Consider the following 22,338-nt stretch of genomic DNA (forward strand, 5'->3'; position numbering starts at 1 on the left):
CCGACACCCGGCGGACAGATCCGGCACAGAAGGCGACCAATACCTTCCTCGTACTGACAAATAGCGACCAGACCGCTTCGGCCCGAGCCCTGGCGTGCTGCACTGTCCGGCATCGATCGGACGCGGCACGTCATGTCGGGGGATACGGTGCGGGGCACGACCAAGGCGGAACAGCTGTACCGGAAGCTGGTGGAGTCGTCCCAGGACGCCATCCTGATCAAGACCCTGGACGGCGAGATCACCTTCTGGAACCGTGCCGCCCAGCGTCTGTACGGCTACTCGCGGCAGGAGGCCCTCGGTCGGCACATCGGCATGCTCATCCCGGCCGGTCTCAAGGACGAGGAGGCCGGACTGCTGCGGCGGCTGGCCCGCGGGGAGCGCATCGATCACTACGAGACCCGGCGCACCACCCGGGACGGCCGCGTCCTCGACATCGACGTCACCCTCTGGCCGATCCGGTCCGCCGACGGCACCATCACCAGCGCCTGTTCCGTCGCCCGGGACATCACCGACCGCAGACGGACCGAGGCGGAGCTCGCCGGGCTGCTCGCCCAGCGGCGGCACATCGCCCTGGCGCTGCACCTGATGGGCACCTCCGAGCCGGTGCCGGGCGTGCTGGCCGCCACCCGCTATCTGCCCTCGCTGCTGGGGCAGGGGGTGGGCGGGGACTGGCTGGACGTGATCGACCTCGGGGCCGGCCGGGTCGGGGTGTTCGTCGGCGACGTGATGGGACGCGGGCTGGACGCGGCCGTGGTGATGGGGCAACTGCGGTCGGCGGCCCGGGCGCTGGCGCTGGCGGGGCTGCCGCCGGCCGAACTGATGAAGGCGCTGGACGTGTTCACCACCCAGACGCTGCCCGAGCAGTTCGTCACCTGCGTCTATCTGGAGGCCGACCCCGGCCGGGGCGAGATGGCCGTCTGTTCGGCCGGCCATCTGCCGGTACTGCTGGTGGGCGCCGACACGAACGTCGCCCCGCTCGCCGTCCCGGTCAACGTGCCGCTGGGAGTGGGCGGCTCGCCGCACCAGCAGGTCCGTCTCCCGCTGCCCGCCGGGTCCACGCTGGCCCTGTACACCGACGGGCTGGTGGAGACCGCCGCGAGCGACCTCGACCGGCAACTGGAGCTGCTGTCCGCGACCCTGCGCACCTCCTTCGCGGCCGGTGCCGACCTGGAGACCGCCGCCGACCGGGTCCTGCACGCGCTGCTGCCCTCCAGCACCACCTGCGCCGACGACGTCACGCTGCTGCTGATCGGCTTCCCCACCGTGCCGCTGGACAGCGCGGAGCTGACGCTGGACACCGCGCCGCGCTCGGTCCGCGCCGGACGCCACTTCGTCCACCGGCACCTGCGGTCCTGGCGGCTCGACGCGGTGGCCGACACCGCTCTGCTGGTCACCTCCGAGCTGCTGACCAACGCGGTGTGCCACGCGCGCGGCCCGCTCACCGTGCGGGTCTGGCACAGCGCCCGGCAACTGGGCGTGGAGGTCACCGACCGCAGCGCCCCCCGCCCGCAGGCCCGCCCGGCGGACCCCAGCGAGGAGAACGGACGCGGGCTGCTCCTCGTCGACACCCTCGCCGACGCGTGGGGCACCCGCCCCACCAGCACCGGCAAGACCGTGTGGTTCACCCTCCTGACCGCACGCGCGGACGCCGGGCCGCCGCCCCCGTTTCCCCGGCAGGCGTACGCCGCCCGGACGTACAGTGGGGCCGGCCCGCGCACCGACAGCAGAGAGTGAGCACACCCATGCCTCCGACGTTCGTACTGGTGCACGGCGCGTTCGCGAACTCCTTCTCGTTCGCGCCGCTCCAGGCGGAACTCGGGCTCCTCGGACATCGTTCGGTCGCCGTCGACCTCCCCGGCCACGGCTTCGCCGCCACCTTCCCGGCCGCCTACCAGGCACCGCAGGACCCGGCGGGCCTGGCCACCGCGCCCGGCGCGATCAAAGGGGTCACCCTCGCCGACAACGTCGCCCATCTGACCGGTGTCCTGGAGCGGGCCGCGGCCAACGGCCCGGTGATCCTCCTGTCGCACAGCCGCGGCGGCATCACGGCCACCGCCACCGCGAACGCCCGGCCGGACCTGATCGACCGCCTGGTCTACGTCGCCTCCTGGTGCCCGGTCGACCTGGACGCCAGCGCCTACTACGCCGAGCCGGAGATGGCCGCCGTCGACACCGCCTCACTGGGCCTGGCGGCGGCCGGGAATCCCGCCGAACTCGGACTGCTGCGGGTGAACTTCCGCACCGCCGACCCCGGCGCCCTCGCCGCGCTCAAGGCGGCCTTTCTCGCCGACGGCACCGACGACGAGTTCCTGGCCTTCCTGAACACCTTCCAGCCCGACGAGAACCTGGACACCGGCACCCCCGCCGACCGGGCCCGGGCCGCGGCCTGGGGCCGGGTCCCGAGGACGTTCGTACGGCTGACCGGCGACGCGAGCATGCCGCTCGCCCTTCAGGACCGGCTGATCCGCGAGGGCGACGCGCTGACCCCGGACAACCCGTGGGACGTCCGCACCCTGGAGAGCAGCCACCTGAGCTGGCTGGTCCGCCCGGCACCGGCGGCCCGACTCCTGGCCGACCTCGCCCCACCCGTCTCCCACTAGAACTGCCGGCAGCGCTCGCGTCAGCGCTTGTCCGTGCTTCCGTCCTGCGGAAGCCGCCTTGCGGCACCGCCCCGGCCGTCACCACGCTGAGTCCCGACCACGGCACGCGGGGCGACGAGGCCCCGCCGACAGGGACGGAATCGCCATGCCGCACACCACCGCCTTCGCCAGGAACCAGTGGTACGTCGCCGCGTACGCCCACGAGGTCGGGCGCGAGCTGCTCGGCCGGACCGTGCTCGGGGAGTCGCTCGTGCTCTACCGCACCGAGGAGGACGGCACCCCGGTCGCCCTGCACGACCGCTGTGTGCACCGCCGCTATCCGCTCTCCGAGGCCCCCACCCGCCTCGACGGCGACCGGATCGTGTGCGGCTACCACGGGTTCACCTACGACACCACCGGCACCTGTGTGTACGTGCCGGGGCAGAAACGGGTGCCGCGCACCGCCCGGGTCGCCTCCTACCCGGTGGCCGAACGGGACGCACTGGTGTGGGTGTGGATCGGCGACCCCGCGCTCGCCGACCCGGACACCGTGCCGCGCGCCCGGCACCTGGCGGCCCCCGGCTGGGTCACCGTCAGCGGCATGGAGCCGATCCACTGCGACTACGGGCTGCTGGTCGACAACCTCCTCGACCTGTCCCACGAGACGTATCTGCACGGCGGTTACATCGGCACCCCCGAGGTCGCCGAGACCCCCATCACCACGGAGGTCGACGAGGGCGCCGGCCTGGTCCGGGTCAGCCGGCACATGGACGACGCCGAGTGCCCGCCGTTCTACGCCAGGTCCACCGGCGTCCAGGGGCGGATCGACCGCTGGCAGGACATCGAGTACCACGCGCCCTGTCTGTACCTGCTGCACAGCCGGGTCGCGCCGACCGGTGTGGTGCCCGAGGCCGACGGCGGCGATCCGCACGCCTTCCACACCGAGATCACGTACGCCATCACCCCGTCCGGCGACGGCGAGGTGTACGACTTCTGGGCGGTCTCCCGGGACTGGGCGACGGACGACCCCGAGGTCACCGAGTATCTGCGCGCCAACAACCACACCGTCGTCATGCAGGACGTCGACGCGCTCAACGTGCTCCAGCGCGCGCTGAGCGCCGAGCGCGCCGGGTACCAGGAGCTGAGCATCAACATCGACACCGGCGGTCTCGCCGCCCGCCGCATCCTGGCCCGGCTGGCCGAGGAGGGCGACAAGCCGGCGGAGCGGGTCTCGTGAATACGGGTGAGGTCTACCGCGTCGACTGGCTGCCGGGCACCGACGTCCTGCACGGCACCTGTCACTGCGGTGCCGAGCACACCGCCGAGGACCCGGTCGCGATGTGGGCGTGGATGCTGGCCCACCCGCGCGGCCACGAAACAGCATCGGAGACCGCCGCATGACCGCGTTCGAAAGTGAACTCGTCGTAGAGACAGCCGAGTCGGCGGCCGACGGGGTGCTGGCGCTCACCCTGCGCCATCCACTCGGCGAACCGCTGCCCGACTGGCGGCCGGGCGCGCACGTCGACGTCCTGCTCGGCCCGGAGCTGGAGCGGCAGTACTCGCTGTGCGGCGATCCGGGCGACCGGGCGGTGTGGCGGATCGCCGTCCTGCGCGAGGCGGCGGGGCGCGGTGGCTCGGCGTATGTGCACGAGCAGCTGCGGCGGGGCGGCAAGGTGCGGGTGCGCGGGCCGCGCAACCACTTCCCGCTGGAGCCCGCCGCGCGCTACCGGTTCGTCGCCGGCGGCATCGGCATCACCCCGCTGCTGCCGATGCTGGCCGCCGCCGAGCGGGCGGGCGCCGACTGGACGCTGCTGTACGGCGGCCGCACCCGCGCCGCCATGGCGTTCACCGGCGAACTGGCCCGCTACGGCGACCGGGTCACCCTCGCCCCCGAGGACGAGACCGGGCTGCTCGACCTCGCCCCGGTGCTGGACGGCGTACCGGACGGCACCCTCGTCTACTGCTGCGGCCCCGGCCCGCTGCTGGACGCGGTCGAGGAGCGGTGCCCGGCGCGGCTGCTGCGGACGGAACGGTTCCAGCCGAAGGCGCAACTCGCGGTCGCGAACGGCGAATTCGAGGTCGTGCTCGCCCGCAGCGGCCGTACCGTCGCGGTCCCGCCGGACGTCTCCGTGCTCGACGCCGTGCGCGCGGCCGGCGTCGAGGTGCTGTACTCGTGCGCGGAGGGCACCTGCGGCACCTGCGAGACGGAGGTGCTGGAGGGCGTGCCCGACCACCGGGACTCGGTGCTCACCGAGGCGGAGCGGGCGGCCGGGGAGACGATGCTCGTCTGTGTCTCCCGGTGTCACGGGAAGCGGCTCGTACTGGATCTTTGACGAACTCTCCGACACGTACTGTCAACAACACTGTCAACACTTCGTGACTGCACGGGCATTGACCATGACTTCCCCTGGGCCCTACGTTCCCGGTCAGCACGTTCGTGCTGTTCGCGCACAAACTCTCACAGGGGGAGTCATGCGTCGTCTGTTCGTCGGCCTCACGGCCGTATCCGTCCTGTTCGTCGCGTCGGCCTGCGGCTCGTCCGACTCCGGGGGGTCGGACGGCGCCGACTCCTCCGGCTCCACCACCTCCGTCAAGGTGGGCCTCATCCCCATCGTCGACGTCGCCCCGCTCTACCTGGGCCAGAAGAAGGGCTTCTACGCGAAGCACGGGCTGAAACTGTCCCTGACCCTCGCACAGGGCGGTGCGGCGGTGGTGCCGGGGGTGACCAGCGGTCAGTTCCAGTTCGGCTTCTCCAACATGACCTCGCTGCTGATCGCCCAGTCCAACAACGTGCCGGTCAAGGCGGTCGCCAACGGCATCGCCTCGACCGGCGAGGAGGGCAAGGACTTCGGCGCGATCACCGTCAAGGGCGACAGCCCGATCAAGTCGGCGAAGCAGCTGGAGGGCAAGAAGGTCGCCATCAACACGCTGAAGAACATCAACGAGACCGCGGTGCGGGCCTCGGTCAGCAAGGCGGGCGGCGACCCGGACCAGGTGGACTTCGTCGAGCTGGCCTTCGACCAGATGCCGGCCGCGCTGGACAGCGGGCAGATCGACGCGGCGATGGTGGTGGAACCGGCGCTGGCCACCATCAAGAACCAGGGCGGCCGGGAGATCGCCTCCTCGATGGTGGACATCGCCCCGGACCTCACCGTCGCCATGTACTTCACCTCGACGCGGTACGCGCAGCAGAACCCGGCGACGGTGCAGAAGTTCCAGCAGGCCACCGCCGAGTCCCTCGCCTACGCGGACAGCCACCCCGACGAGGTGCGCGAGATCGTCACCACGTACACCAAGATCCCGGCCGATGTGCTGGCCGAGGTCACGCTGCCGAAGTGGCCGGCCGAGCCGAACCGCTCCTCCATCGAGGCGCTGGCGAAGCTGGGCGAGGAGGGCGGCCTGTTCAAGCAGGACCCCGACCTGGACGCGCTGCTGCCGTGAAGGGTGCGAACGCCGCGCTGGGCGCGGCCGGGCTCGCGGCCTTCCTCGCGCTGGGCGAGGCGGTGCCGCGGCTCGGTCTGGTCAAGGAGGCGTACTTCCCGCCGACCAGCGACATCGTCGGCGCGCTGGTCACCGAGGCCGGTGACGGCGCCTTCTGGTCGGCGCTCGGTGACACGCTGACCGGCTGGGCACTGGGGCTGGCGATCGCGGTCGGCGCCGGGATCGTCATCGGGGTGCTGCTCTCGGTGGTGCCGTATCTGCGCGAGGCCACCGCCTCCACCGTCGAGTTCCTGCGCCCGATCCCGTCCGTGGCGCTGATCCCGCTGGCCGTCCTGCTCTACGGCACCGAACTGCGCTCGGTGCTCCTGCTGGTCGTCTACGCCGCCTTCTGGCAGGTGCTGATCCAGACGCTGTACGGCGTCCAGGACGTCGACCCGGTGGCGGAGGAGACGGCCCGGTCGTACGGTCTGGGGGCGTGGGCGCGGGTGCGGCACGTGCTGTGGCCGACCGCGCTGCCGTATGTGATGACCGGGGTGCGGCTGGCGGCGGCCGTCGCCCTGATCCTCGCCATCACCGCCGAACTGGTCATCGGGGCACCGGGGCTGGGGGCGCGGATCGCGGTCGCGCAGACCTCGCAGGCGGTACCGGAGATGTACGCGCTGATCGCGGTCGCCGGTCTGCTGGGGCTGCTGATCAACGTGGGGGCCCGGTCGGTGGAGCGCCGGGCGCTGGCCTGGCACCAGTCGGTACGCGGGGAGGTGACGGTGTGAGGAACCTGGCGCTGCGGCTGCTGTTCACGCTGGCCCTGCCCGCGGTGCTGGTCGCCGTGTGGTGGGTGGCGTCGGACGGCAGCCAGGACGTGTACTGGCCGCCGCTGCGGACCATCGTCACCGCGTTCCCGGACGTGTGGACGGGTGAGCGGTGGCGCGGAGACGTGTGGCCGAGCCTGTACCGGCTGGCGGGCGGTTACGCGCTGGCGGCGGTGGCCGGGGTGGCGCTGGGCACGCTGATCGGCTCCTACCGGCGGGTGCGGGCGGTGTGCGAGCCGGTCCTGGAGTTCCTGCGGGCGGTGCCGCCGCCGGTGCTGGTGCCGGTGATCATGCTGTTCGCGGGGATCGGCGACACCATGAAGATCGTCGTGATCGCCACCGGTTCGGTGTGGCCGATTCTGCTCAACACGGTCGAGGGGGTGCGCGCGGTCGACCAGGTGATGAAGGAGACGGCCCGTTCGTACGGTGTGACGGGGTTCGCCCGGCTGCGTACCGTCGTGCTCCCGTCTGCGAGTCCGCAGATCTTCGCGGGGCTGCGGCAGGCCCTGTCGATCGGCATCATCCTGATGGTGATCAGCGAGATGTTCGCGGCGAGCAACGGGCTCGGGTTCACCGTCGTGCAGTTCCAGCGTTCGTTCGCGATCCCCGACATGTGGACCGGCATCCTGCTGCTCGGTCTGCTCGGTTTCGTGCTCTCGGTCCTCTTCCAGCTGGTCGAGCGGCGGGTGCTCGGCTGGTACCACGGTTCGCGCGCCGCCTCCCGGCGGTCCTGAGCCAAGCTCCTGAAAGGGCGGTCCATGCTCGACGTACGCGGCCTGCGCAAGGTGTACGAGGGATCCGGGCGCCGGATCGAGGCGGTGCGCGATCTGACGTTCACCGTGGAGGCCGGTGAACTGGTGTGTCTGGTCGGGCCCTCCGGGTGCGGCAAGACGACGCTGCTGAAGTGTGTCGGCGGGCTGCTCACCCCGACGGGCGGCGAGGTGTCACTGGCGGGGCGCGCGGTGCACGGGCCGCCGCCCGGGATGGCGTTCGTGTTCCAGGAGTACGGGCGCAGTCTCTTCCCGTGGCTGCGGGTCGGCGAGAACGTCGAACTCCCGCTGAAACAGAAGGACATGCCCAGGTCCCGGCGCCGCCAACTGGTCGCGGACGCGCTCGCCTCCGTCGACCTCGGGGACGCGGCGGGCGCCTATCCGTGGCAGCTGTCCGGCGGTATGCAGCAGCGGGTCGCCATCGCGCGGGCGCTGGCCTATGAGCCGGAGGTGCTGCTGATGGACGAGCCGTTCGCGGCGGTGGACGCGCAGACCCGGGCCGACCTGGAGGATCTGGTGCGCCGGCTGTGGCGGGAGCGCGGGATCACCATCCTCTTCGTCACCCACGACATCGACGAGGCGGTCTACCTGGGTGAGCGGGTCGTCGTCCTGTCCGCGTCCCCCACCGTCGTGCGGGAGCAGCTCAAGGTCGACCTGCCGCCCGAACGCGACCAGGTGCACACCCGCGCCGCCCCGCGCTTCACCGAGTTGCGGACCCATGTGTACGAGCAGATCCAGGCGGCGAAGCGCGGGGGGACTTACACGGAGGTCACGAGAGATACGCCTCCACCTCGCTGAACTGGGCCGCCGGCCAGCCGGTGTTGCCGGTGACGTGCAGCCGCAGATACCGCACGTCACCGGTGACCGGCACGGTGACGGTGTTGCCGGTGGCCGGGTCGAAGCGGTACCCCTGGGCGGCGACGAGTGTGCTGTACGTCGAACCGTCGGTGCTGCCCTGCACGGACAGGGTCTGGGTGCGGGCGCCCCACGCCGCGGCCGGCGGGAGCTTCAGCACCAGCCGGCGTACCGCCTGCCGGGCGCCGAGGTCGACGGTGAGGGACTGCGGGAAGGCGTTGTTCGCCGACTCCCAGTAGGTGTTCGCGTCGCCGTCGACCGCCTTGCCGGGCGTGTAGACGTCCTGTGCGCCGGTGGCGGTGGCGGGGCGCCCGGCGGCGAGGTTGCGGTCCGGGTCGGGGTCGGGGTTGCCCTGGCCGGGCCGGGGCCAGGTGGAGCAGTCCGCCCAGGTGGTGTCGAGGCCGGAGTTGCCGCCGCCGTCGGTGAGGGTGAAGGTGCCCGAGCCGGCCGGGTAGGGGCAGTTGTAGACCCCCGCGGAGCCGACGCCGGTGGCCGTGACGTTCCGGAAGGTGGCGGCGCCCGGGGTCTCGGCCTGGACGACGACCGTGCCCACCTTGTTGACGGTCGCCCCGTCGACGGTGGTGTTCTTGGCCGCGAACCCGCGCCCGCCGCCGGAGACGAACTCGAAGGCGCTGTAGGGACTGTCGGTGACGGTCGTGCCGGTGATCCGCACCTGGGCCTCGATGGCGCTGTCGTAGGAGTCGACGCGCAGGGCGCCCATCGGGTGGTTCCAGTTGGGGTTCATGGCGCCGGTGCGCACCAGGGTGTTGCCGTCGACGGTGATGGTGCCCGACAGCGGATGGAACGGGTCCAGGAACTTCTGGTTGGAGATCGCGATGCCGCTGCCGAGGGCGTTGGTGTCGGAGATCAGGTTGGCGCTGACCGTGATGTCGGTGCCGCCGTAGATCGCGATGCCGTTGGCCAGGTTGGGCTGGCTGATGGTGTTGTTGGTGAAGCTGCTGCCGACGTCCGGCTGGTTCAGTGACCACATGGCGAGCGCGTCGTCGCCCTGGTTGCGCAGGAAGTTGTTCCTGACCTTGACGCCTCGGGCGTTGCCGTTGAGGTTGAGGCCGTCGGCGGTGGTGTCGAGGACGCGGTTGTTCTCGACGACCAGGTTGTCGTTGGTGCCGGTGAGCCACAGCCCCACCTTGAGGTGCTGGAGCCACATCCCGGACACGGAACTGTTCGGCCCGAGCGAGCCGTTGACGAAGTTGTCCGGGGCGGAGTCGACCCGCTCGGTGACCTCGCCGATGACCGCGAAGTCCTTGAGGCGGACATTGCCGGAGCTGCTCTGCTGGTCGATGAACCGGGAGCCGCGCACCACCGAGTGCCAGGCCCCGGCACCCTGGATCGTGACGTTCTGCACGCCGCTGAGGGAGGAGGTGATCCGGTACTCCCCCGGCGGTATCCACACCGTGCCGCCCTGCGCGGCGGCGATGGCGTCCCGGAACGCCTGGGTGGCGTCGCCCTGGCCGGTGGGGTCGGCGCCCTTGTCGGTGACGGACACGGCACCGGCCGGTTTCGTGGCCGCCGCGGCGACCTGCTCGAAGTCGGCCACATCCACGGTGACCTGCGTGTTCGCCGCCTCGAAGGCGACCTTGTCGCCGGCCTGGAGGTCCTGGCCGAGCTGGAGGCGGGCGTTGTCGTAGAGGTGATGGGTCTTGGCGCCGGCGATCCACGGGGTGTCGACGTAGGAGTACTTGGAGGTGACGGCGAGCGTCCTGGCGAGCTTCTGCCCGTTCACGTAGACGTTCATCGTGCCGGACTGGCCGTCGGGCACGCTGTAGGCGACGTTGACGGCGTTGGCGGCCCGGGGCACGGTGAACTCGACCCGCTGCCCGGCACTCAGGCGTACCGCCTGCCGCCCGGACGCCTCGGAGGCGAGGGTGCCCTGGGTGTAGTCCGGGCCGATCCTGGTCCCGGTGCTGGTGGCGGCTTCGGCCTCGGCGGAGGTGAAGGGGAGGGTGGCGCCGGCGGCGGCCTGCGCGGTGCCGGTGGACAGGGTGACGAGGGCACCGGCGGCGAGCGCCACGACGATGCCGAGGTGAGCGGATCTGGTGAGATACATGTGCGGTTCCCTTCACGTGGGGGTTGGGAAGAAAGGGGGGCGAGGAACTGCGCGACCAGCCACGACGAACCGCGGAGAAACGGCTACCGCCGCAGCCACACCGCCGTGTCCGAGGGCAACCGCCCGTCCGCCTCAAGCGGTCCGCTGCCGAGCAGCAACCGGCTGTGCGGAGGAAGCTCGGCGGACGAGCCGGAGAGGTTGACCACAACGGTGACGTCGGCCCGGCTGAAGGCGAGCACCCCGTCCGCGGCGGGCAGCCACCGCAGCGGTCCCGCCCCGAAAACCCCCCGCAGCCGAATCGCCTCGCGGTACAGCGCGAGCATCGACCCGGCATCGCCGGCCTGCCGGTCAGCGGCGTACGCGGCCCACCCGGCCGGCTGCGGCAGCCACGGCTCCCCGCCGAACCCGGCATGCTCGGCGTCCGCCACCCACGGCAGCGGCACCCGGCACCCGTCCCGCCCCGGGTCCACCCCACCCGACCGCGCGTGCATGGGGTCCTCGATCCGGTCGAGCGGGATGTCCGCCTCCGGCAGCCCGAGTTCCTCACCCTGGTACACGTACACCGCACCGGGCAGGGCCATCGATAACAGAGCCGCGGCCCGCGCCCGCCGCGTACCGAGCACCAGATCCGTGGGCGTACCGAAGACCTTCGCCGCGAAGTCGAACCCGGTGTCGCCGGCCCGTCCGTACCGGGTGGCGGTACGGGTGACGTCGTGGTTGCACAGCACCCACGTGGCAGGCGCCCCGATGGGCGCGTGCTCGGCGAGCGTCGTGTCGATGGCGGCCCGCAGCCGCGCCGGGTCCCAGGGGCAGGTCATGAAGGAGAAGTTGAAGGCGGTGTGCAGCTCGTCGGGGCGCAGGTAGCGGGCGAACCGCTCGGTGTCCGGCAGCCACACCTCCCCGACGAACACCCCGCCGTACTCGTCGGCGACCGCCCGCCAGGAGCGGTACACGTCGTGGAGTTCGTCGCGGTCGACGTACGGGTGCGGATCGCGGCCCTCGGTGAAGTCCGGCAGCTCCGGGTCCTTGACCAGCAGCGCGGCGGAGTCGATGCGGACGCCGGCCACCCCGCGCTCGAACCAGAACCGCAGGATCTCCTCGTGTTCCTGGCGGACGGCGGGGTGCGCCCAGTTGAGGTCGGGCTGCTCGGGCGCGAACAGGTGGAGGTACCAGTCGCCGTCGGGCAGCCGGGTCCAGGCCGGGCCGCCGAACTCCGACTGCCAGTCGTTGGGCGGCAGTTCGCCTCCCTTGCCCCGGCCGGGACGGAAGTGGAACAGCTCGCGCTCGGGCCCGCCGTGCAGCGCCGCCCGGAACCACGGGTGCTGGTCGGAGACGTGGTTGGGCACGACGTCGACGATCGTGCGGATACCCAGCTCGCGGGCCTCGGCGATCAGCTTCTCCGCCTCCGCGAGGGTGCCGAAGGACGGGTCGATGGCCCGGTAGTCGGCGACGTCGTAGCCGCCGTCCTTCATCGGGGAGAGGTACCAGGGGGTGAACCACAGTGCGTCCACGCCGAGTTCGGCGAGGTAGGGCAGTTTCGCCCGGACGCCGGCCAGGTCGCCGGTGCCGTCGCCGTCGCCGTCCGCGAAGCTGCGGACGTACACCTGGTAGATGACACCGGAGCGCCACCAGTCGGCGGCGGAGCGGGCAGGGGTGGGCTGTCCCACGGTGCGTGCCTTTCTACGAGGGGGGTAGGGCGTCAGCCCTTGGTGCTGCCCGCGCTGATGCCGGCGATGATGTGCCGCTGGAAGACCAGGAACAGCGCGACCATCGGAATGCTGGCGATCACCATCGCGGCGATCAGCACGGTCAGCGGGATGTTCTGCGAGAGCTGCACGAGCGCCACGCTGATCGGCTGCTTGTCGGTGTCGGAGAAGACCATCAGCGGCCACAGGAAGTCCTGCCAGACCGCGACCAGCGCGAAGATGGACACCACGCCGAGCACCGGCCGGGACATGGGCAGCACGATCGACCACAGCACGCGCAGCTTGCCCGCGCCGTCGATCTCGGCGGCCTCCAGCACATCGCGCGGGATCTGGTCGAAGAAGCGTTTGAGCAGGTAGAGGTTGAAGGCGTTGGCGACGGCCGGCAGCCAGATGGCCAGCGGGTCGTTGAGCAGGCCGAGGTCGGCGACGGTCAGGTACTTCGGCACGACCAGGGCCTGGGTCGGCACCATCAGGGTGGCGAGGATGCCGCCGAGGATCACCTTGCCGAAGGCGGGCCGCAGCTTGGACAGGGCGTACGCGGCGGCCGTGCACAGCACGAGCTGGCAGATCCAGGCGCCGGCCGCCTGCACCACCGTGTTCCACAGATGGGTGGGCAGCTGCATCAGCTCCCAGGCGTCCGTGTAGCCGCTGACCTGCCATTTCTCCGGCACCAGGGTGGGCGGGGTGCGGGTCACCTCGTCCGGTGGCTTCAGCGCGCCGGTCACCATCCAGTAGACGGGGAAGAGGAAGGCGAGCGCGAAGAGCAGGACGACGCCGGTGAAGACGCTCCAGTAGGCGGCCCGGCCGCGCGGGCGGGCCAGCACGGCCGGCGAGACGAGGGTGCGGGTGGAGCTCATGCGTCCTCCCCCTCGGAGCGGGTCAGCCGGAGATAGCCGGCGGAGAACACCCCGAGCAGTGCCAGCAGCATGACGCTCAGCGCGCAGGCGCCGCCGAAGTCGTTGTAGAGGAAGGCGTACTTGTAGATGAGGTAGAGGACGGTGACGGTGGCGTTCTCCGGGCCGCCGCCGGTGATCACGAACGGTTCGGTGAAGACCTGCATCGTCGCGATGATCTGGAGCAGCATCAGCATCAGGATCACGAACCGGGTCTGTGGGACCGTGACGTGCCGGACGCGTTGCAGCAGGCTCGCGCCGTCCAGTTCGGCGGCCTCGTACAGCTCGCCGGGGATGGACTGGAGGGCGGCGAGGTAGATCAGGACGGTGCCGCCCATGTTGGCCCAGGTGGCGACGAGGACCAGGGAGATCAGGGCGGTGTCGGCGCCGTTGGACCAGTTCGAGGTGGGCAGGTGCCACCAGCGCAGGGCCTCGTTGGCGAGGCCGGCGCCCGGGTCGTAGAACCACTTCCACAGCAGGGCGCTGACCACCGGAGGGATCATCACCGGGAGGTAGACCACGACCCGGAAGAACGCCTTGGCGTGCCGCAGTTCGTTGAGGACCAGGGCGAGGACGAAGGGGATCGCGAAGCCGATGAGCAGGGCCAGCGCCGTGAAGGTGAGGGTGTTGCGCCAGGCGTCGGCGAACTCGGGGTCCTGGAAGACCCGGGTGAAGTTGCCGGTGCCGACCCACTCGGGGTCCGCGCCGGGGGTGTACTTCTGGAAGGCGATGACGACCGCGCGGATCGCCGGGTACCAGGAGAAGAGCGCGAAGCAGATCAGGCCGCCGAGCAGGAAGCCGTAGGCGCGGCCCTGTTCGGCGAGGCGGCGCCGCCTGCGGTCCCGCCGGGGCGGCGGCGCCTCGACCGGGCGGACCGGCACGGTCTGGGCCGGTCGTCGTTCAGCCGTCTTCATGTGCGGTCAGCTCCGGGCCAGGATGCTGTCGATCTTGCCGGCGGCGTCGGAGAGCAGGTCGTCGATGTCGGCGTCCTCCTTGGTGAGGACGGCGGAGACGACACCGTCGAGGACGGAGTAGATCTGCTGGGCGCTGGGCGGCTCGATCTTCATCTCCAGGCTCTGGTTGCCGTTCAGGAAGGACTGGTAGTTCTCCACCGGGACGTTGGCGTTGGCCTTCTTGACCCGCTGGTCCTCGGCGTCGGCGGCGCCGGTGAACAGCCGGGGCTCGGGCAGACCGACCGGGGCGTCCTTGGTCTTGGCCCGGGCGTAGTCGCCGAGGAAGCCGTCGCCGGGGGTGAGGAACATGTGGTCGAGCCACTTCAGTCCGGCGCGGATCTGCTCGGGGCTCGCCTTCTTGTTGAACATGTAGCCGTCGCCGCCGATCAGGGTGCCCTGCCCGCCGGGCATCGGCGCGAGGGCCAGGTCCTGGTAGTTGCCGCCCTTCTCCTTGACCAGGATCGGGATGTTGTCGGGGGCGGCGAGGTACATGCCGAGCTTGCCGGAGCCCATCATCTGCTGGGCGTCGTTGATGACCAGGAGCTGCTTGCTGCCCATCGAGTCGTCCTTCCAGCGCATGTCGTGCAGCGTCTGGAGGACCGCGTGGCCCGCGGGGGTGTCGACGGTGGCCTTCTTGCCGTCGGCGCTGACCACGTCGCCGCCCTGGGAGTACAGCTCGGCGGTGAAGTGCCAGCCGCCCTGGTTCTGGGCGCTGTAGTCGGCGTAGCCGACGGTGCCGTCGCCGAGGGCGGCGATCTTCTTGGCGGCGGCACGGACCTCGTCCCAGGTGGCCGGCGGCCGTTCCGGGTCGAGGCCGGCCTTCTCGAACAGGGCCCGGTTGTAGATCAGGCCCATCGAGTAGCCGGTGCGCGGAATGCCGTAGACCTTGCCGTCGACGGTGTAGATGTCGCGCAGCTGCTGCTGGACGGTGTCGTAGCTCTTCAGGTCCTTGAGGTACGGAGTGAGGTCGGCGGCCTGGTTGATGTCGACGACGTGCGCGGCGTCGGTGAAGTACGTGTAGAAGACGTCCTCCATCTGGCCGCCGGCCAGCTTGGCGTCGAACGTCTTGGGATCCTGGCAGGGGAACGCGTCGTGCGGTACGACGTCGATGTCCGGGTTGGCCTTCTCGAACTCGGCGATGTCCTCCTCGAAGAACTGCCGGTCGGTCCTGGCGCTCTTGGGCGGCATGCAGTTGACCGTGATGCGAGTCTTGCCGCCGGCTGAGCCGTCGTCGCCCGAACCGCAGGCGGAGACGGCGAGAGCGAGCGAACAGACGCTCAGCGCGGCGAAGGTACGGCGGAACCCGGTGCGTGACATCGGTGACCCCTCAGGACAGGAGCGGTGGGCGCCGCACACTCAAGCACCGGCAACAGCACGGCGCAAGATGTCACGCAGAATCTGTAATTATTTGACAGCGACCTGGATGTGGTCTGGATCTGCTTGGGTCTCAGTCGCGCAGCGCTTGCGCGGTGGAGCCGCGGACCACCAGCTCCGGTTCGAACAAGAGCTCCTCGGCGGCCACCGACTGGCCGTTGATCTGCGTGTTGAGCAGTTCCACGACCGCCCGGCCCATCGCCTCGATGGGCTGCCGGATGGTGGTCAGCGGGGGTTCGGTGCAGTTCATCAGCGCGGAGTCGTCGTAGCCGACGACCGAGATCCGGGCCGGCACGTCCAGCCCCTTGCGGCGGGCGGCGCGCACCACGCCGAGGGCGAGGATGTCGCTGGCGCAGATGAAGCCCGTGACACCCCGGTCGATGAGCCGGGAGGCCGCCGCGTGGCCGCCCTCGATGGAGAACATCGAGCGGGCCATGTAGGCGTCGTCGACCTCGCCGACGGCCCGGGCGGCGGCCAGTTTGCGGCCCGAGGGGATGTGGTCGGCGGGGCCGAGCACCAGCCCGATCCGCTCGTGGCCGAGCGAGGCCAGATGCCGCCAGGCCTGCTCCAGGGCGACCGCGTCGTCGCAGGAGACGCCCGGGAAACCGAGGTGCTCGATGGCCGCGTTGACCAGCACCACCGGGATCCTGCGGTCGGCGAGCCGCTCGTAGTGGCCGTGCGGCGCGTCCGCCTGGGCGTAGAGCCCGCCGGCGAAGACCACGCCGGAGACCTGCTGTTGCAGCAGCAGGTCCACGTAGTCCGCCTCGGAGACGCCGCCCTTGGTCTGCGTGCACAGCACCGGGGTCAGTCCGAGCTGGGCCAGCGCGCCGCCGATGACCTCGGCGAAGGCCGGGAAGATCGGGTTCTGCAGCTCGGGCAGCACCAGGCCGACCAGCCGGGCGCGCTCGCCGCGCAGCTGGGTGGGACGTTCGTAGCCGAGCACGTCCAGGGCGGACAGGACCGCCTGCCGGGTGGCCTGGGAGACCCCGGGTTTGCCGTTGAGCACCCGGCTGACCGTGGCCTCGCTGACCCCGACCTTCTTCGCCACCTCAGCAAGTCGTCGCGTCATGCCCGCAAGAATAGCGCAAGAAATGAAAGCGCTTTGCGTAATGCGGTGCCCCGGTCAGGAAGGGCGGCGGCCTGGTCAGTCGGCGGCCGGGACGACCCTGAGGTGGGCGGCGCCGGTGCGGGTGCGGCGCGGCCGGGACGGGGCCCGGCGGGCCTCGCGCAGCACCAGGGTCAGCCGCTGGTAGCCGAGCTCGGCGAGCGACCGGGAGGTCTCGACGACGACGCGGCACTCGGCGGTGGCCCGGCGAGCGTCGGGGTGGCGCAGCGGCCGCAGCGTGCCGTCGTGTTCGACGGCCGCTTCGCCGACCGCGCGGATCCAGTGCGGCAGGCCCTGCCGGTAGGCGGCTTCCATGATCGGGTCCTGGGCGATCTCGCGGCGGATCGCCTGGAGCACGTGGTCGTGGCCGTGGTGCTCGATGACGGAGGCGAAGTGCGCCAGCATCGGCAGGCACCAGCGCGACTCGTGCTCGCCGAGGACCTCGGGCGCGTCCGGGTGGAAGAGCACGTAGCGCAGGAAGTTGTCGCCGGGCATCGCGGTGGGGTGCGGTCCGGTCTCGCGGAAAAGTGTCCGGAAGGCACCGTTGGCCAGGACCACGTCCCAGCGGTGGTCGACGACGAACGAGGGATGCGGGACGGCGTCCAGGAGCGCGGCGTAGTCGTCGAGGTACGCCTGGGCCTCGGGGGTCGCGGGCGCGGGCCGCGGTGCCGACCGCTGCCCTCCTGCCTGAAATGCCATCGGGAGGTCACCCCTCTTGCCTATGCGGCCTTCACGCGGCGCCCCGATCCTGCTGCCCCGGCGCAAGGCATGTCAACTATCGTGGCATTTCATGACGGTTGACGGCTGAAATTGGCCACAGTTGTGGCGACGCCTGGATGTCAGTTCGAACGAGGGCTACTCTCCGGGAAGTTCACGGCGACCGCCGGTGAGCAGCAGCCTGTGGGTCCGGTGAGAGACGTGGGAGATCTGTCGGTGGCGGGTGGCTTCGAGGGTCCGGGCACCACGCAGACGGCAGCGCTGCCGTCCGTGCTCTCCCGCGTCGCCGCGCTCGCCGACCGGCTCGGCGTCCCGCCCGCCGAGGTCTTCGACACCGGCCGGCTGTCCGCCGCCTGCGGGGTGCCCGAGTCCGTGGTCAAGGCGCTGCTGGGCGGCCGGCCGGCCGGGGAGCCCGATGTGCAGGCGCGGTTCGTGCAGCGCCTCGACCTGCTGCGGCGCACCCGGCTCAAGCCGAACGGCCGCCGCTACACCCAGCAGGAGATCGCCGACGGCGCCGGGATGTCCCGGCAGCAGGCGGGCGCGCTGATCAACGGCGACCGGCGGCCCACCATGGAGCACTGCGACGCGCTCCAGCGCTTCTTCCGGGTGCACGCCGGATTCCTCACCGCCGAGGACCCGGAGGCGCTGGCCGGTGCCCTTCAGCGCACCGAGCAGGAGCTGTTGCAGCAGCTCGCCGACCGGGAGCGGGCGGCGGCCGAGGCGGCGGCCGACCCGCTGGAGCGGCTGTTGCAGGACCACGGCGTGCGCGGCATCGCCTGGCGGGCCGCGCAGTTGCCGACCGACCAGCACCGGGACAAGGTCGCCGAGTGGCTGGACATGCTCCTGGAGAGCGTCAAGCGGCCCGAGTCGTGAGCCCGGGGGTGCGCTGGGGCATCGGCAGGGAGATGCGCCAGCTGTGCGGCCGGCTGGTGGCGGAGCTGACGCTGCCGGTACCGGCGCCGCCCGCCGACCTGTACGGGCAGCTGTGCGGGGCGATGAGCCGGCGCCGGGGGCGTCCGGTGCTGTTCCGTACCGCCGCGTTCCCGCCCGGCACGGCCAGCGGGCTGTGGCTGGACCTGGCCGACCGCGACCTGGTCGTCGTGGAGGAACGCACCGCGCCCGAACACCAGTTGGTCATCCTGGGGCACGAGCTGTGGCACCTGACGGCCGGGCACCGGGGGCACGTCACCGGGGGTGCGGCGGCCGCCGCCCGGCTGCTGGCCGAGAACCCCGACGCCGACGCGCTGCGGGCCACCGTCCGCGCGGTCGCCGCCCGGTCCCGCTTCGACCTGGCCGACGAGCGCGAGGCGGAGAGCTTCGGCCTGCTGCTGGCCAGCAAGTGCCGCACCCGGCTGGCGGGTTCGTCGCTGCGCGAGCCGGTGCGGCGGGACCGGCTGGCGGGGCGGATCGAGGCGTCGTTGGGCTATCCCGGCGGGTGCGCGGGCTGACGCGGCGGCGGGGTCGCCGGGCGCCGCTCGTCCCGATTGTCAGTGGGGGGCGGCAAGCTGGTGGGGTGGCCGCCGTGCGGGGCGGCACGCCTGACGCCGATGTGGGGAGAGCCGACCGATGACCACCGCCGTGCCGACCGACCGGGAACGCGCCGCCGTCCAGGCCTATCTGCGCCTGCTGTACACCGTCCGGGCCGCCTTCGACAAGGCCGCGGGCGCGCCGGGCGCCCCGTTGCCGCCGCTGGTCGCGCCCGCCGTCCTCGCGGAGGCCGAGGCGGCACTGCGCGCGGCGGGGCTGGCCGGGAACGAGGACGAGTTCTTCCGACTGCTGGCGAGCTGGTGCCCAGAGCCCTGACGGCCCGACTCTTTCGGGTGGCCGGCGCCGGCGGCACGGTGACGGCTGTGACGAGCAGGCCCCCCGGGCGGCCCCCAAGGCCGTCCGCCGCCGGCCCACCCGCGACCCCGGCTGCCGACAAGCCCGCGCCCCGAGCCCCGACCGACCCGCCCGCGCCACTCGATCAGACGAGCGGCGGCGGCACCGTGACGGCCGTGACGAGCAGGCCGTCCCGGGCGGCCCAGCGGCCGTCGAAGCCGTCCAGGCGCTGCCGGCCCACCTGGGGACCGGGCACCAGCAGCGCGGCGCGGAACGTGCCGCGGCCGGTGCCGCCGGGGTCCTCGGTGAACTCGATGTCGGCCTCGGAGAAGTCCAGCCACTTGCCGGTGAGGGGGAACCACGCCTTGTAGACGGACTCCTTGGCGCTGAACAGCAGCCGGTCCCAGTGCACCTGGGGCCGGACCGCGGCCAGCCGGGCCAGCCGGGCCTGCTCCGCGGGCAGCGCCACGGCGGACAGCACGCCCTCCGGGAGCGGCGCGTCGGGTTCGGCGTCGATGCCGAGGGAGGCCAGGTCGGTGGCGCGGACCAGGGCGGCGGCGCAGTAGCCGTCGCAGTGCGTCATGCTGCCGACCAGGCCGGCCGGCCAGCGCGGCGCGCCGCGTTCGCCGTTCAGGATCGGCTGCGGTTCCACGCCGAGGCGCCGCATCGCCCGCCGGGCGCAGGAGCGTACGACGGTGAACTCACGGCGGCGCTTGGCCACCGCCCGGGCCACCAGCGGCTCCTCCTCGGGGTGCAGCGGCGTGTGCCCGGCGGTGTCGTGGCCGCGGGCCTCCTCGGCGGCCACCGTCCCGGGCAGCACCTCCTCGATCACCGGAACCCGCCCTGGCGCGATTCGGCGGCCGCCGCGCGGTCGTACGGCCGGATCAGCCGCAGCTGTCCGGGCGGCGCGGACCGTTTGCGCCACTCCCGGGGGTAGCCCACCGACACCTCCTCGAAGCGGACGCCCTCGTGCCAGGTGGTCCGGGGGATGTGGAGGTGGCCGTAGACCATGGTGTCGACGCGGAAGCGGCGGTGCCAGTCGGCGGTCAGCCGGGTGCCGCACCACATGGCGAACTCGGGGTGCCACAGGACCTCGGTGGGGTGCCGGTCCAGCGGGTAGTGGTTGACCGGGATGACGGGCAGGCCGTCCGGCACCGCGGCGAGCCGGGCCTCGGTGGCGGCGACCCGGGCCCGGCACCACGCCTCGCGGCTCGGGTAGGGGTCGGGGTGCAGCAGGACCTCGTCGGTGCAGACGATGCCGGTGCCGTGCGCGTAGGCCAGCCCCTCCTCCTTGGTGGCGCAGCCGGTCGGCAGGAAGGAGTAGTCGTAGAGGAGGAAGAGCGGGGCGATCACGGCGGGGCCGCCGGGGCCGTCCCAGACCGGGTAGGGGTCCTCGGGGGTGGTCACGCCCAGTTCGCGGCAGACGTCGACGAGATGGTCGTAGCGCGCGACGCCGCGCAGGGTGACGGCGTCCTTGGGGTGGGTCCACAGTTCGTGGTTGCCGGGGACCCAGACGACCCGGCGGAAGCGGCCGGCCAGGGTACCGAGCGCCCAGCGGATGTCGGCGACGGTCTCCGCCACGTCACCGGCCACCAGCAGCCAGTCGTCGTCACCGGCGGGGCGCATCGCCTCGACCAGAGCCCGGTTCTCCTTATATCCGATGTGCAGGTCGCTGACCGCCCACAGCTGTCCGGCGCCACCGGCCGTCGACGTCACCTCTCGCCCCCTCCGTACGCTCCGGCGCGGCGCGCCCTGACGGGCCCGGCCGGTCGCTCCCAAGAGATCACACGGCGGGCCGGGGCGACAAGAGCGGCCCGGAGCGCGGTCCGCGGGGCCGCCGCCGATCCGTAACACGCGCGTTGCACGGGGCCGCCCCGGAACCCCTATGATCGCCCCAACACCACCGCCCCTGACTCCCCCTTCACGCGGAGCGGTCCGGTGTCCCTTTTCTCCCTTGGCCGGGCACGGCCGGCTGTGCCCTGCCCGCTTACCGTGGAAGGCGGCCTGCATGGTCTCTCGCGTACGCGTCTGGCTCAACCGCACGTACGCGGAGAACGTGTTCTTCATGGATCAGCTGCGGAGAAATCCCGCCGACCGGGCCGTCGAGATCCATGCCACGCACGGTGACCCCGACTCCCCCGTGCTGGCCGCCGCCGACACCGCCGAACTGGAGCCGGAGGCACTGTCCCCGGCGGCGTACGTCGAGTACGCGCTGGACCTGTGCCGGCGGCGCGGCATCGACGTGTTCGTGCCGCGGCTGCACCAGACGGCGATCGTGGCGCACCGCGCCGAGTTCGAGGCGGCGGGCACGGCGCTGCTCGCCCCGCCGCCCGAGGCGGTGGCCGTCTTCCGGGACAAGGTGATCGGCTACGAGGCGGCCCAGGCGGTCGGTGTGCCGGTACCGCCGTGGTGGCGGGTGCGGACGGCGGACGAACTGGTCGCCGCGGTGGCGGAGCTGGAGGAGCAGGGGCACCGGGCGTGCTTCAAGCCGGCCTCCGGGGCGGGCGGGGTGGGCTTCCGGGTGGTCACCCGCACCCCGTTCTCGCTGACCCACCTGAACGGGTTCCCGTCCCCGTACGTGCCGCTGGACCTGGCCGTGGCGGCGCTGCTCGCGGCGGACGAGCCGGTCGACTGGCTGGTGATGCCGCGCCTGGAGGAGCCGGAGGTGTCGGTGGACTGCCTCACCGGCACCGACAACCGGGTGCGGATGGCGGTGGGCCGCACCAAGAACGGCCGCCGCCGCGGGTTCACCCTCGACGAGCGCTGGCTGGCGCCGGCCCGGCTGGTCGCGGAGGGGTTCGGGCTGCACCACCTGTCGAACATCCAGTTCCGCATGTACGGCGAGCGTCCGGTGCTGATGGACGTCAACACCCGGCCGGCCGGCGGGCTGCACCAGCTCTCGCTGTGCGGGATCAACGCCCCGTGGGCCGCGGTGCGGCTCGCGCTCGGCGACGACCCGGGCGAGATCGTGCCGCCGTTCCTCGGCCAGGACTACACGGTGGTGTCCGGTCCGCGGCCGCTGCGGCCGGTGCCGCTGCCGCCGCGGTACCCGGACCCGGCGCCGCTCACCCCGGCGGCCGCCGTACCGTCCCCGCCCCGTCCGGCGCAGCCGCTGGCGGCGCCGGGCGCCGGGCGGGTCACCGGGGTGTCCGGGCAGCCCGTTTAGGGCGGGTGCCGCGGCCCGAGGTGACGGGTTGTCAGTGGGCGCTGCTAGAACAGTGCGTGCCTTGACCGACCCATCACCTTC

The 22,338-nt window shown here is 72.1% G+C and carries 22 protein-coding genes; 13 read left to right on the forward strand and 9 right to left on the reverse strand.

Annotated elements, in window-relative coordinates:
• The first annotated feature begins 132 nt into the window (after positions 1–132).
• The 9 genes from AB0G32_RS12205 to AB0G32_RS12245 all read left to right on the forward strand — a co-directional run bounded on the left by AB0G32_RS12205 (position 133) and on the right by AB0G32_RS12245 (position 8,397).
• Positions 133–1,734 carry a SpoIIE family protein phosphatase gene (locus AB0G32_RS12205; RefSeq protein WP_361161771.1) on the forward strand — a complete coding sequence of 534 codons (1,602 nt, stop codon included), beginning with the start codon at positions 133–135 and terminating at the stop codon, positions 1,732–1,734.
• An 8-nt stretch (positions 1,735–1,742) separates the two neighbouring features.
• Positions 1,743–2,600: an alpha/beta hydrolase gene (locus tag AB0G32_RS12210; protein WP_361161773.1), complete on the forward strand. Its 858-nt coding sequence runs from the start codon at positions 1,743–1,745 to the stop codon at positions 2,598–2,600.
• Positions 2,601–2,745: 145 nt separating this feature from the next.
• Positions 2,746–3,816: an aromatic ring-hydroxylating dioxygenase subunit alpha gene (locus tag AB0G32_RS12215; protein ID WP_361161775.1), complete on the forward strand. Its 1,071-nt coding sequence runs from the start codon at positions 2,746–2,748 to the stop codon at positions 3,814–3,816.
• Entirely contained in the window at positions 3,813–3,980 is a 168-nt protein-coding gene (locus AB0G32_RS12220; RefSeq protein WP_361161777.1) for a hypothetical protein, read from the forward strand. The genes AB0G32_RS12215 and AB0G32_RS12220 overlap by 4 nt, the downstream gene beginning before the upstream one ends.
• Positions 3,977–4,912, forward strand: coding sequence for a PDR/VanB family oxidoreductase (locus AB0G32_RS12225; protein WP_361161779.1), 936 nt, complete (start codon positions 3,977–3,979; stop codon positions 4,910–4,912). The genes AB0G32_RS12220 and AB0G32_RS12225 overlap by 4 nt, the downstream gene beginning before the upstream one ends.
• 139 nt (positions 4,913–5,051) lie before the next feature.
• The gene (locus AB0G32_RS12230; RefSeq protein WP_361161781.1) at positions 5,052–6,020 is read left to right on the forward strand and encodes an ABC transporter substrate-binding protein; all 969 of its coding nucleotides are present in this window, start codon (positions 5,052–5,054) and stop codon (positions 6,018–6,020) included.
• Positions 6,017–6,790 carry an ABC transporter permease gene (locus tag AB0G32_RS12235; protein WP_361161783.1) on the forward strand — a complete coding sequence of 258 codons (774 nt, stop codon included), beginning with the start codon at positions 6,017–6,019 and terminating at the stop codon, positions 6,788–6,790. The genes AB0G32_RS12230 and AB0G32_RS12235 overlap by 4 nt, the downstream gene beginning before the upstream one ends.
• The gene (locus AB0G32_RS12240; RefSeq protein ID WP_361161785.1) at positions 6,787–7,563 is read left to right on the forward strand and encodes an ABC transporter permease subunit; all 777 of its coding nucleotides are present in this window, start codon (positions 6,787–6,789) and stop codon (positions 7,561–7,563) included. Before AB0G32_RS12235 ends, AB0G32_RS12240 begins: the two co-directional genes overlap by 4 nt.
• A gap of 24 nt (positions 7,564–7,587) precedes the next feature.
• A complete protein-coding gene (locus AB0G32_RS12245; RefSeq protein WP_361161787.1) occupies positions 7,588–8,397 on the forward strand; it encodes an ABC transporter ATP-binding protein in 810 nt (269 codons plus the stop codon).
• Here AB0G32_RS12245 and AB0G32_RS12250 read toward each other — a convergent pair.
• The 7 genes from AB0G32_RS12250 to AB0G32_RS12280 form a co-directional block, all read right to left on the reverse strand.
• On the reverse strand, positions 8,369–10,522 hold the full coding sequence (locus AB0G32_RS12250; RefSeq protein ID WP_361161789.1) for a discoidin domain-containing protein: 2,154 nt from the start codon (positions 10,520–10,522) through the stop codon (positions 8,369–8,371). The two genes, AB0G32_RS12245 and AB0G32_RS12250, sit on opposite strands and share 29 nt — an antisense overlap.
• 83 nt (positions 10,523–10,605) lie before the next feature.
• The gene (locus tag AB0G32_RS12255) at positions 10,606–12,189 is read right to left on the reverse strand and encodes a glycoside hydrolase family 13 protein (protein ID WP_361161791.1); all 1,584 of its coding nucleotides are present in this window, start codon (positions 12,187–12,189) and stop codon (positions 10,606–10,608) included.
• 32 nt (positions 12,190–12,221) lie between these two features.
• Positions 12,222–13,085 (reverse strand): carbohydrate ABC transporter permease, encoded by an 864-nt coding sequence (locus AB0G32_RS12260; RefSeq protein ID WP_361161793.1) that lies wholly within the window; start codon positions 13,083–13,085, stop codon positions 12,222–12,224.
• On the reverse strand, positions 13,082–14,035 hold the full coding sequence (locus tag AB0G32_RS12265) for a sugar ABC transporter permease (RefSeq protein ID WP_361161795.1): 954 nt from the start codon (positions 14,033–14,035) through the stop codon (positions 13,082–13,084). The genes AB0G32_RS12260 and AB0G32_RS12265 overlap by 4 nt, the downstream gene beginning before the upstream one ends.
• Positions 14,036–14,041: 6 nt before the next feature.
• On the reverse strand, positions 14,042–15,391 hold the full coding sequence (locus AB0G32_RS12270) for a sugar ABC transporter substrate-binding protein (RefSeq protein ID WP_361161797.1): 1,350 nt from the start codon (positions 15,389–15,391) through the stop codon (positions 14,042–14,044).
• Between the two features lie 130 nt (positions 15,392–15,521).
• Positions 15,522–16,517 carry a LacI family DNA-binding transcriptional regulator gene (locus AB0G32_RS12275; protein WP_361161799.1) on the reverse strand — a complete coding sequence of 332 codons (996 nt, stop codon included), beginning with the start codon at positions 16,515–16,517 and terminating at the stop codon, positions 15,522–15,524.
• 75 nt (positions 16,518–16,592) lie between these two features.
• Positions 16,593–17,252, reverse strand: a complete 660-nt coding sequence (locus AB0G32_RS12280) for a hypothetical protein (RefSeq protein WP_361161801.1) — start codon at positions 17,250–17,252, stop codon at positions 16,593–16,595.
• A 234-nt stretch (positions 17,253–17,486) separates the two neighbouring features.
• Here AB0G32_RS12280 and AB0G32_RS12285 point away from each other — a divergent pair, with 234 nt between their 5' ends.
• The 3 genes from AB0G32_RS12285 (at position 17,487) to AB0G32_RS12295 (ending at position 19,073) form a co-directional block, all read left to right on the forward strand.
• Positions 17,487–18,143 carry a helix-turn-helix transcriptional regulator gene (locus AB0G32_RS12285; RefSeq protein WP_361161994.1) on the forward strand — a complete coding sequence of 219 codons (657 nt, stop codon included), beginning with the start codon at positions 17,487–17,489 and terminating at the stop codon, positions 18,141–18,143.
• 32 nt (positions 18,144–18,175) lie between these two features.
• Entirely contained in the window at positions 18,176–18,718 is a 543-nt protein-coding gene (locus tag AB0G32_RS12290; protein WP_361161996.1) for a toxin-antitoxin system, toxin component, read from the forward strand.
• A 118-nt stretch (positions 18,719–18,836) separates the two neighbouring features.
• Positions 18,837–19,073: a hypothetical protein gene (locus AB0G32_RS12295; RefSeq protein ID WP_361161803.1), complete on the forward strand. Its 237-nt coding sequence runs from the start codon at positions 18,837–18,839 to the stop codon at positions 19,071–19,073.
• A 163-nt stretch (positions 19,074–19,236) separates the two neighbouring features.
• Here the strand turns inward: AB0G32_RS12295 and AB0G32_RS12300 are convergent, their stop codons facing one another.
• Both AB0G32_RS12300 and AB0G32_RS12305 read right to left on the reverse strand, forming a co-directional pair.
• Positions 19,237–19,923 (reverse strand): 4'-phosphopantetheinyl transferase superfamily protein, encoded by a 687-nt coding sequence (locus tag AB0G32_RS12300; RefSeq protein ID WP_361161805.1) that lies wholly within the window; start codon positions 19,921–19,923, stop codon positions 19,237–19,239.
• On the reverse strand, positions 19,920–20,807 hold the full coding sequence (locus AB0G32_RS12305) for a metallophosphoesterase (RefSeq protein WP_361161807.1): 888 nt from the start codon (positions 20,805–20,807) through the stop codon (positions 19,920–19,922). The genes AB0G32_RS12300 and AB0G32_RS12305 overlap by 4 nt, the downstream gene beginning before the upstream one ends.
• Positions 20,808–21,099: 292 nt before the next feature.
• On the opposite strand from AB0G32_RS12305, the gene AB0G32_RS12310 reads away from it, so the two are divergent.
• Positions 21,100–22,257: an ATP-grasp domain-containing protein gene (locus AB0G32_RS12310; protein WP_361161808.1), complete on the forward strand. Its 1,158-nt coding sequence runs from the start codon at positions 21,100–21,102 to the stop codon at positions 22,255–22,257.
• The last annotated feature ends 81 nt before the right edge of the window (positions 22,258–22,338 follow it).

Origin of the sequence: Streptomyces sp. NPDC023723 (assembly GCF_040639815.1) — a bacterium.
Taxonomy (GTDB): domain Bacteria; phylum Actinomycetota; class Actinomycetes; order Streptomycetales; family Streptomycetaceae; genus Streptomyces.

Bases quoted from the DNA above. Each gene is read 5' to 3' on its own strand.
- AB0G32_RS12205 (WP_361161771.1), top strand. From the start codon at position 133: ATGTCGGGGGATACGGTGCGGGGCACGACCAAGGCGGAACAGCTGTAC.
- AB0G32_RS12210 (WP_361161773.1), top strand. From the start codon at position 1,743: ATGCCTCCGACGTTCGTACTGGTGCACGGCGCGTTCGCGAACTCCTTC.
- AB0G32_RS12215 (WP_361161775.1), top strand. From the start codon at position 2,746: ATGCCGCACACCACCGCCTTCGCCAGGAACCAGTGGTACGTCGCCGCG.
- AB0G32_RS12225 (WP_361161779.1), top strand. From the start codon at position 3,977: ATGACCGCGTTCGAAAGTGAACTCGTCGTAGAGACAGCCGAGTCGGCG.
- AB0G32_RS12230 (WP_361161781.1), top strand. From the start codon at position 5,052: ATGCGTCGTCTGTTCGTCGGCCTCACGGCCGTATCCGTCCTGTTCGTC.
- AB0G32_RS12245 (WP_361161787.1), top strand. From the start codon at position 7,588: ATGCTCGACGTACGCGGCCTGCGCAAGGTGTACGAGGGATCCGGGCGC.
- AB0G32_RS12250 (WP_361161789.1), bottom strand. From the start codon at position 10,522: ATGTATCTCACCAGATCCGCTCACCTCGGCATCGTCGTGGCGCTCGCC.
- AB0G32_RS12260 (WP_361161793.1), bottom strand. From the start codon at position 13,085: ATGAGCTCCACCCGCACCCTCGTCTCGCCGGCCGTGCTGGCCCGCCCG.
- AB0G32_RS12265 (WP_361161795.1), bottom strand. From the start codon at position 14,035: ATGAAGACGGCTGAACGACGACCGGCCCAGACCGTGCCGGTCCGCCCG.
- AB0G32_RS12270 (WP_361161797.1), bottom strand. From the start codon at position 15,391: ATGTCACGCACCGGGTTCCGCCGTACCTTCGCCGCGCTGAGCGTCTGT.
- AB0G32_RS12275 (WP_361161799.1), bottom strand. From the start codon at position 16,517: ATGACGCGACGACTTGCTGAGGTGGCGAAGAAGGTCGGGGTCAGCGAG.
- AB0G32_RS12280 (WP_361161801.1), bottom strand. From the start codon at position 17,252: ATGGCATTTCAGGCAGGAGGGCAGCGGTCGGCACCGCGGCCCGCGCCC.
- AB0G32_RS12290 (WP_361161996.1), top strand. From the start codon at position 18,176: ATGCGCCAGCTGTGCGGCCGGCTGGTGGCGGAGCTGACGCTGCCGGTA.
- AB0G32_RS12295 (WP_361161803.1), top strand. From the start codon at position 18,837: ATGACCACCGCCGTGCCGACCGACCGGGAACGCGCCGCCGTCCAGGCC.
- AB0G32_RS12310 (WP_361161808.1), top strand. From the start codon at position 21,100: ATGGTCTCTCGCGTACGCGTCTGGCTCAACCGCACGTACGCGGAGAAC.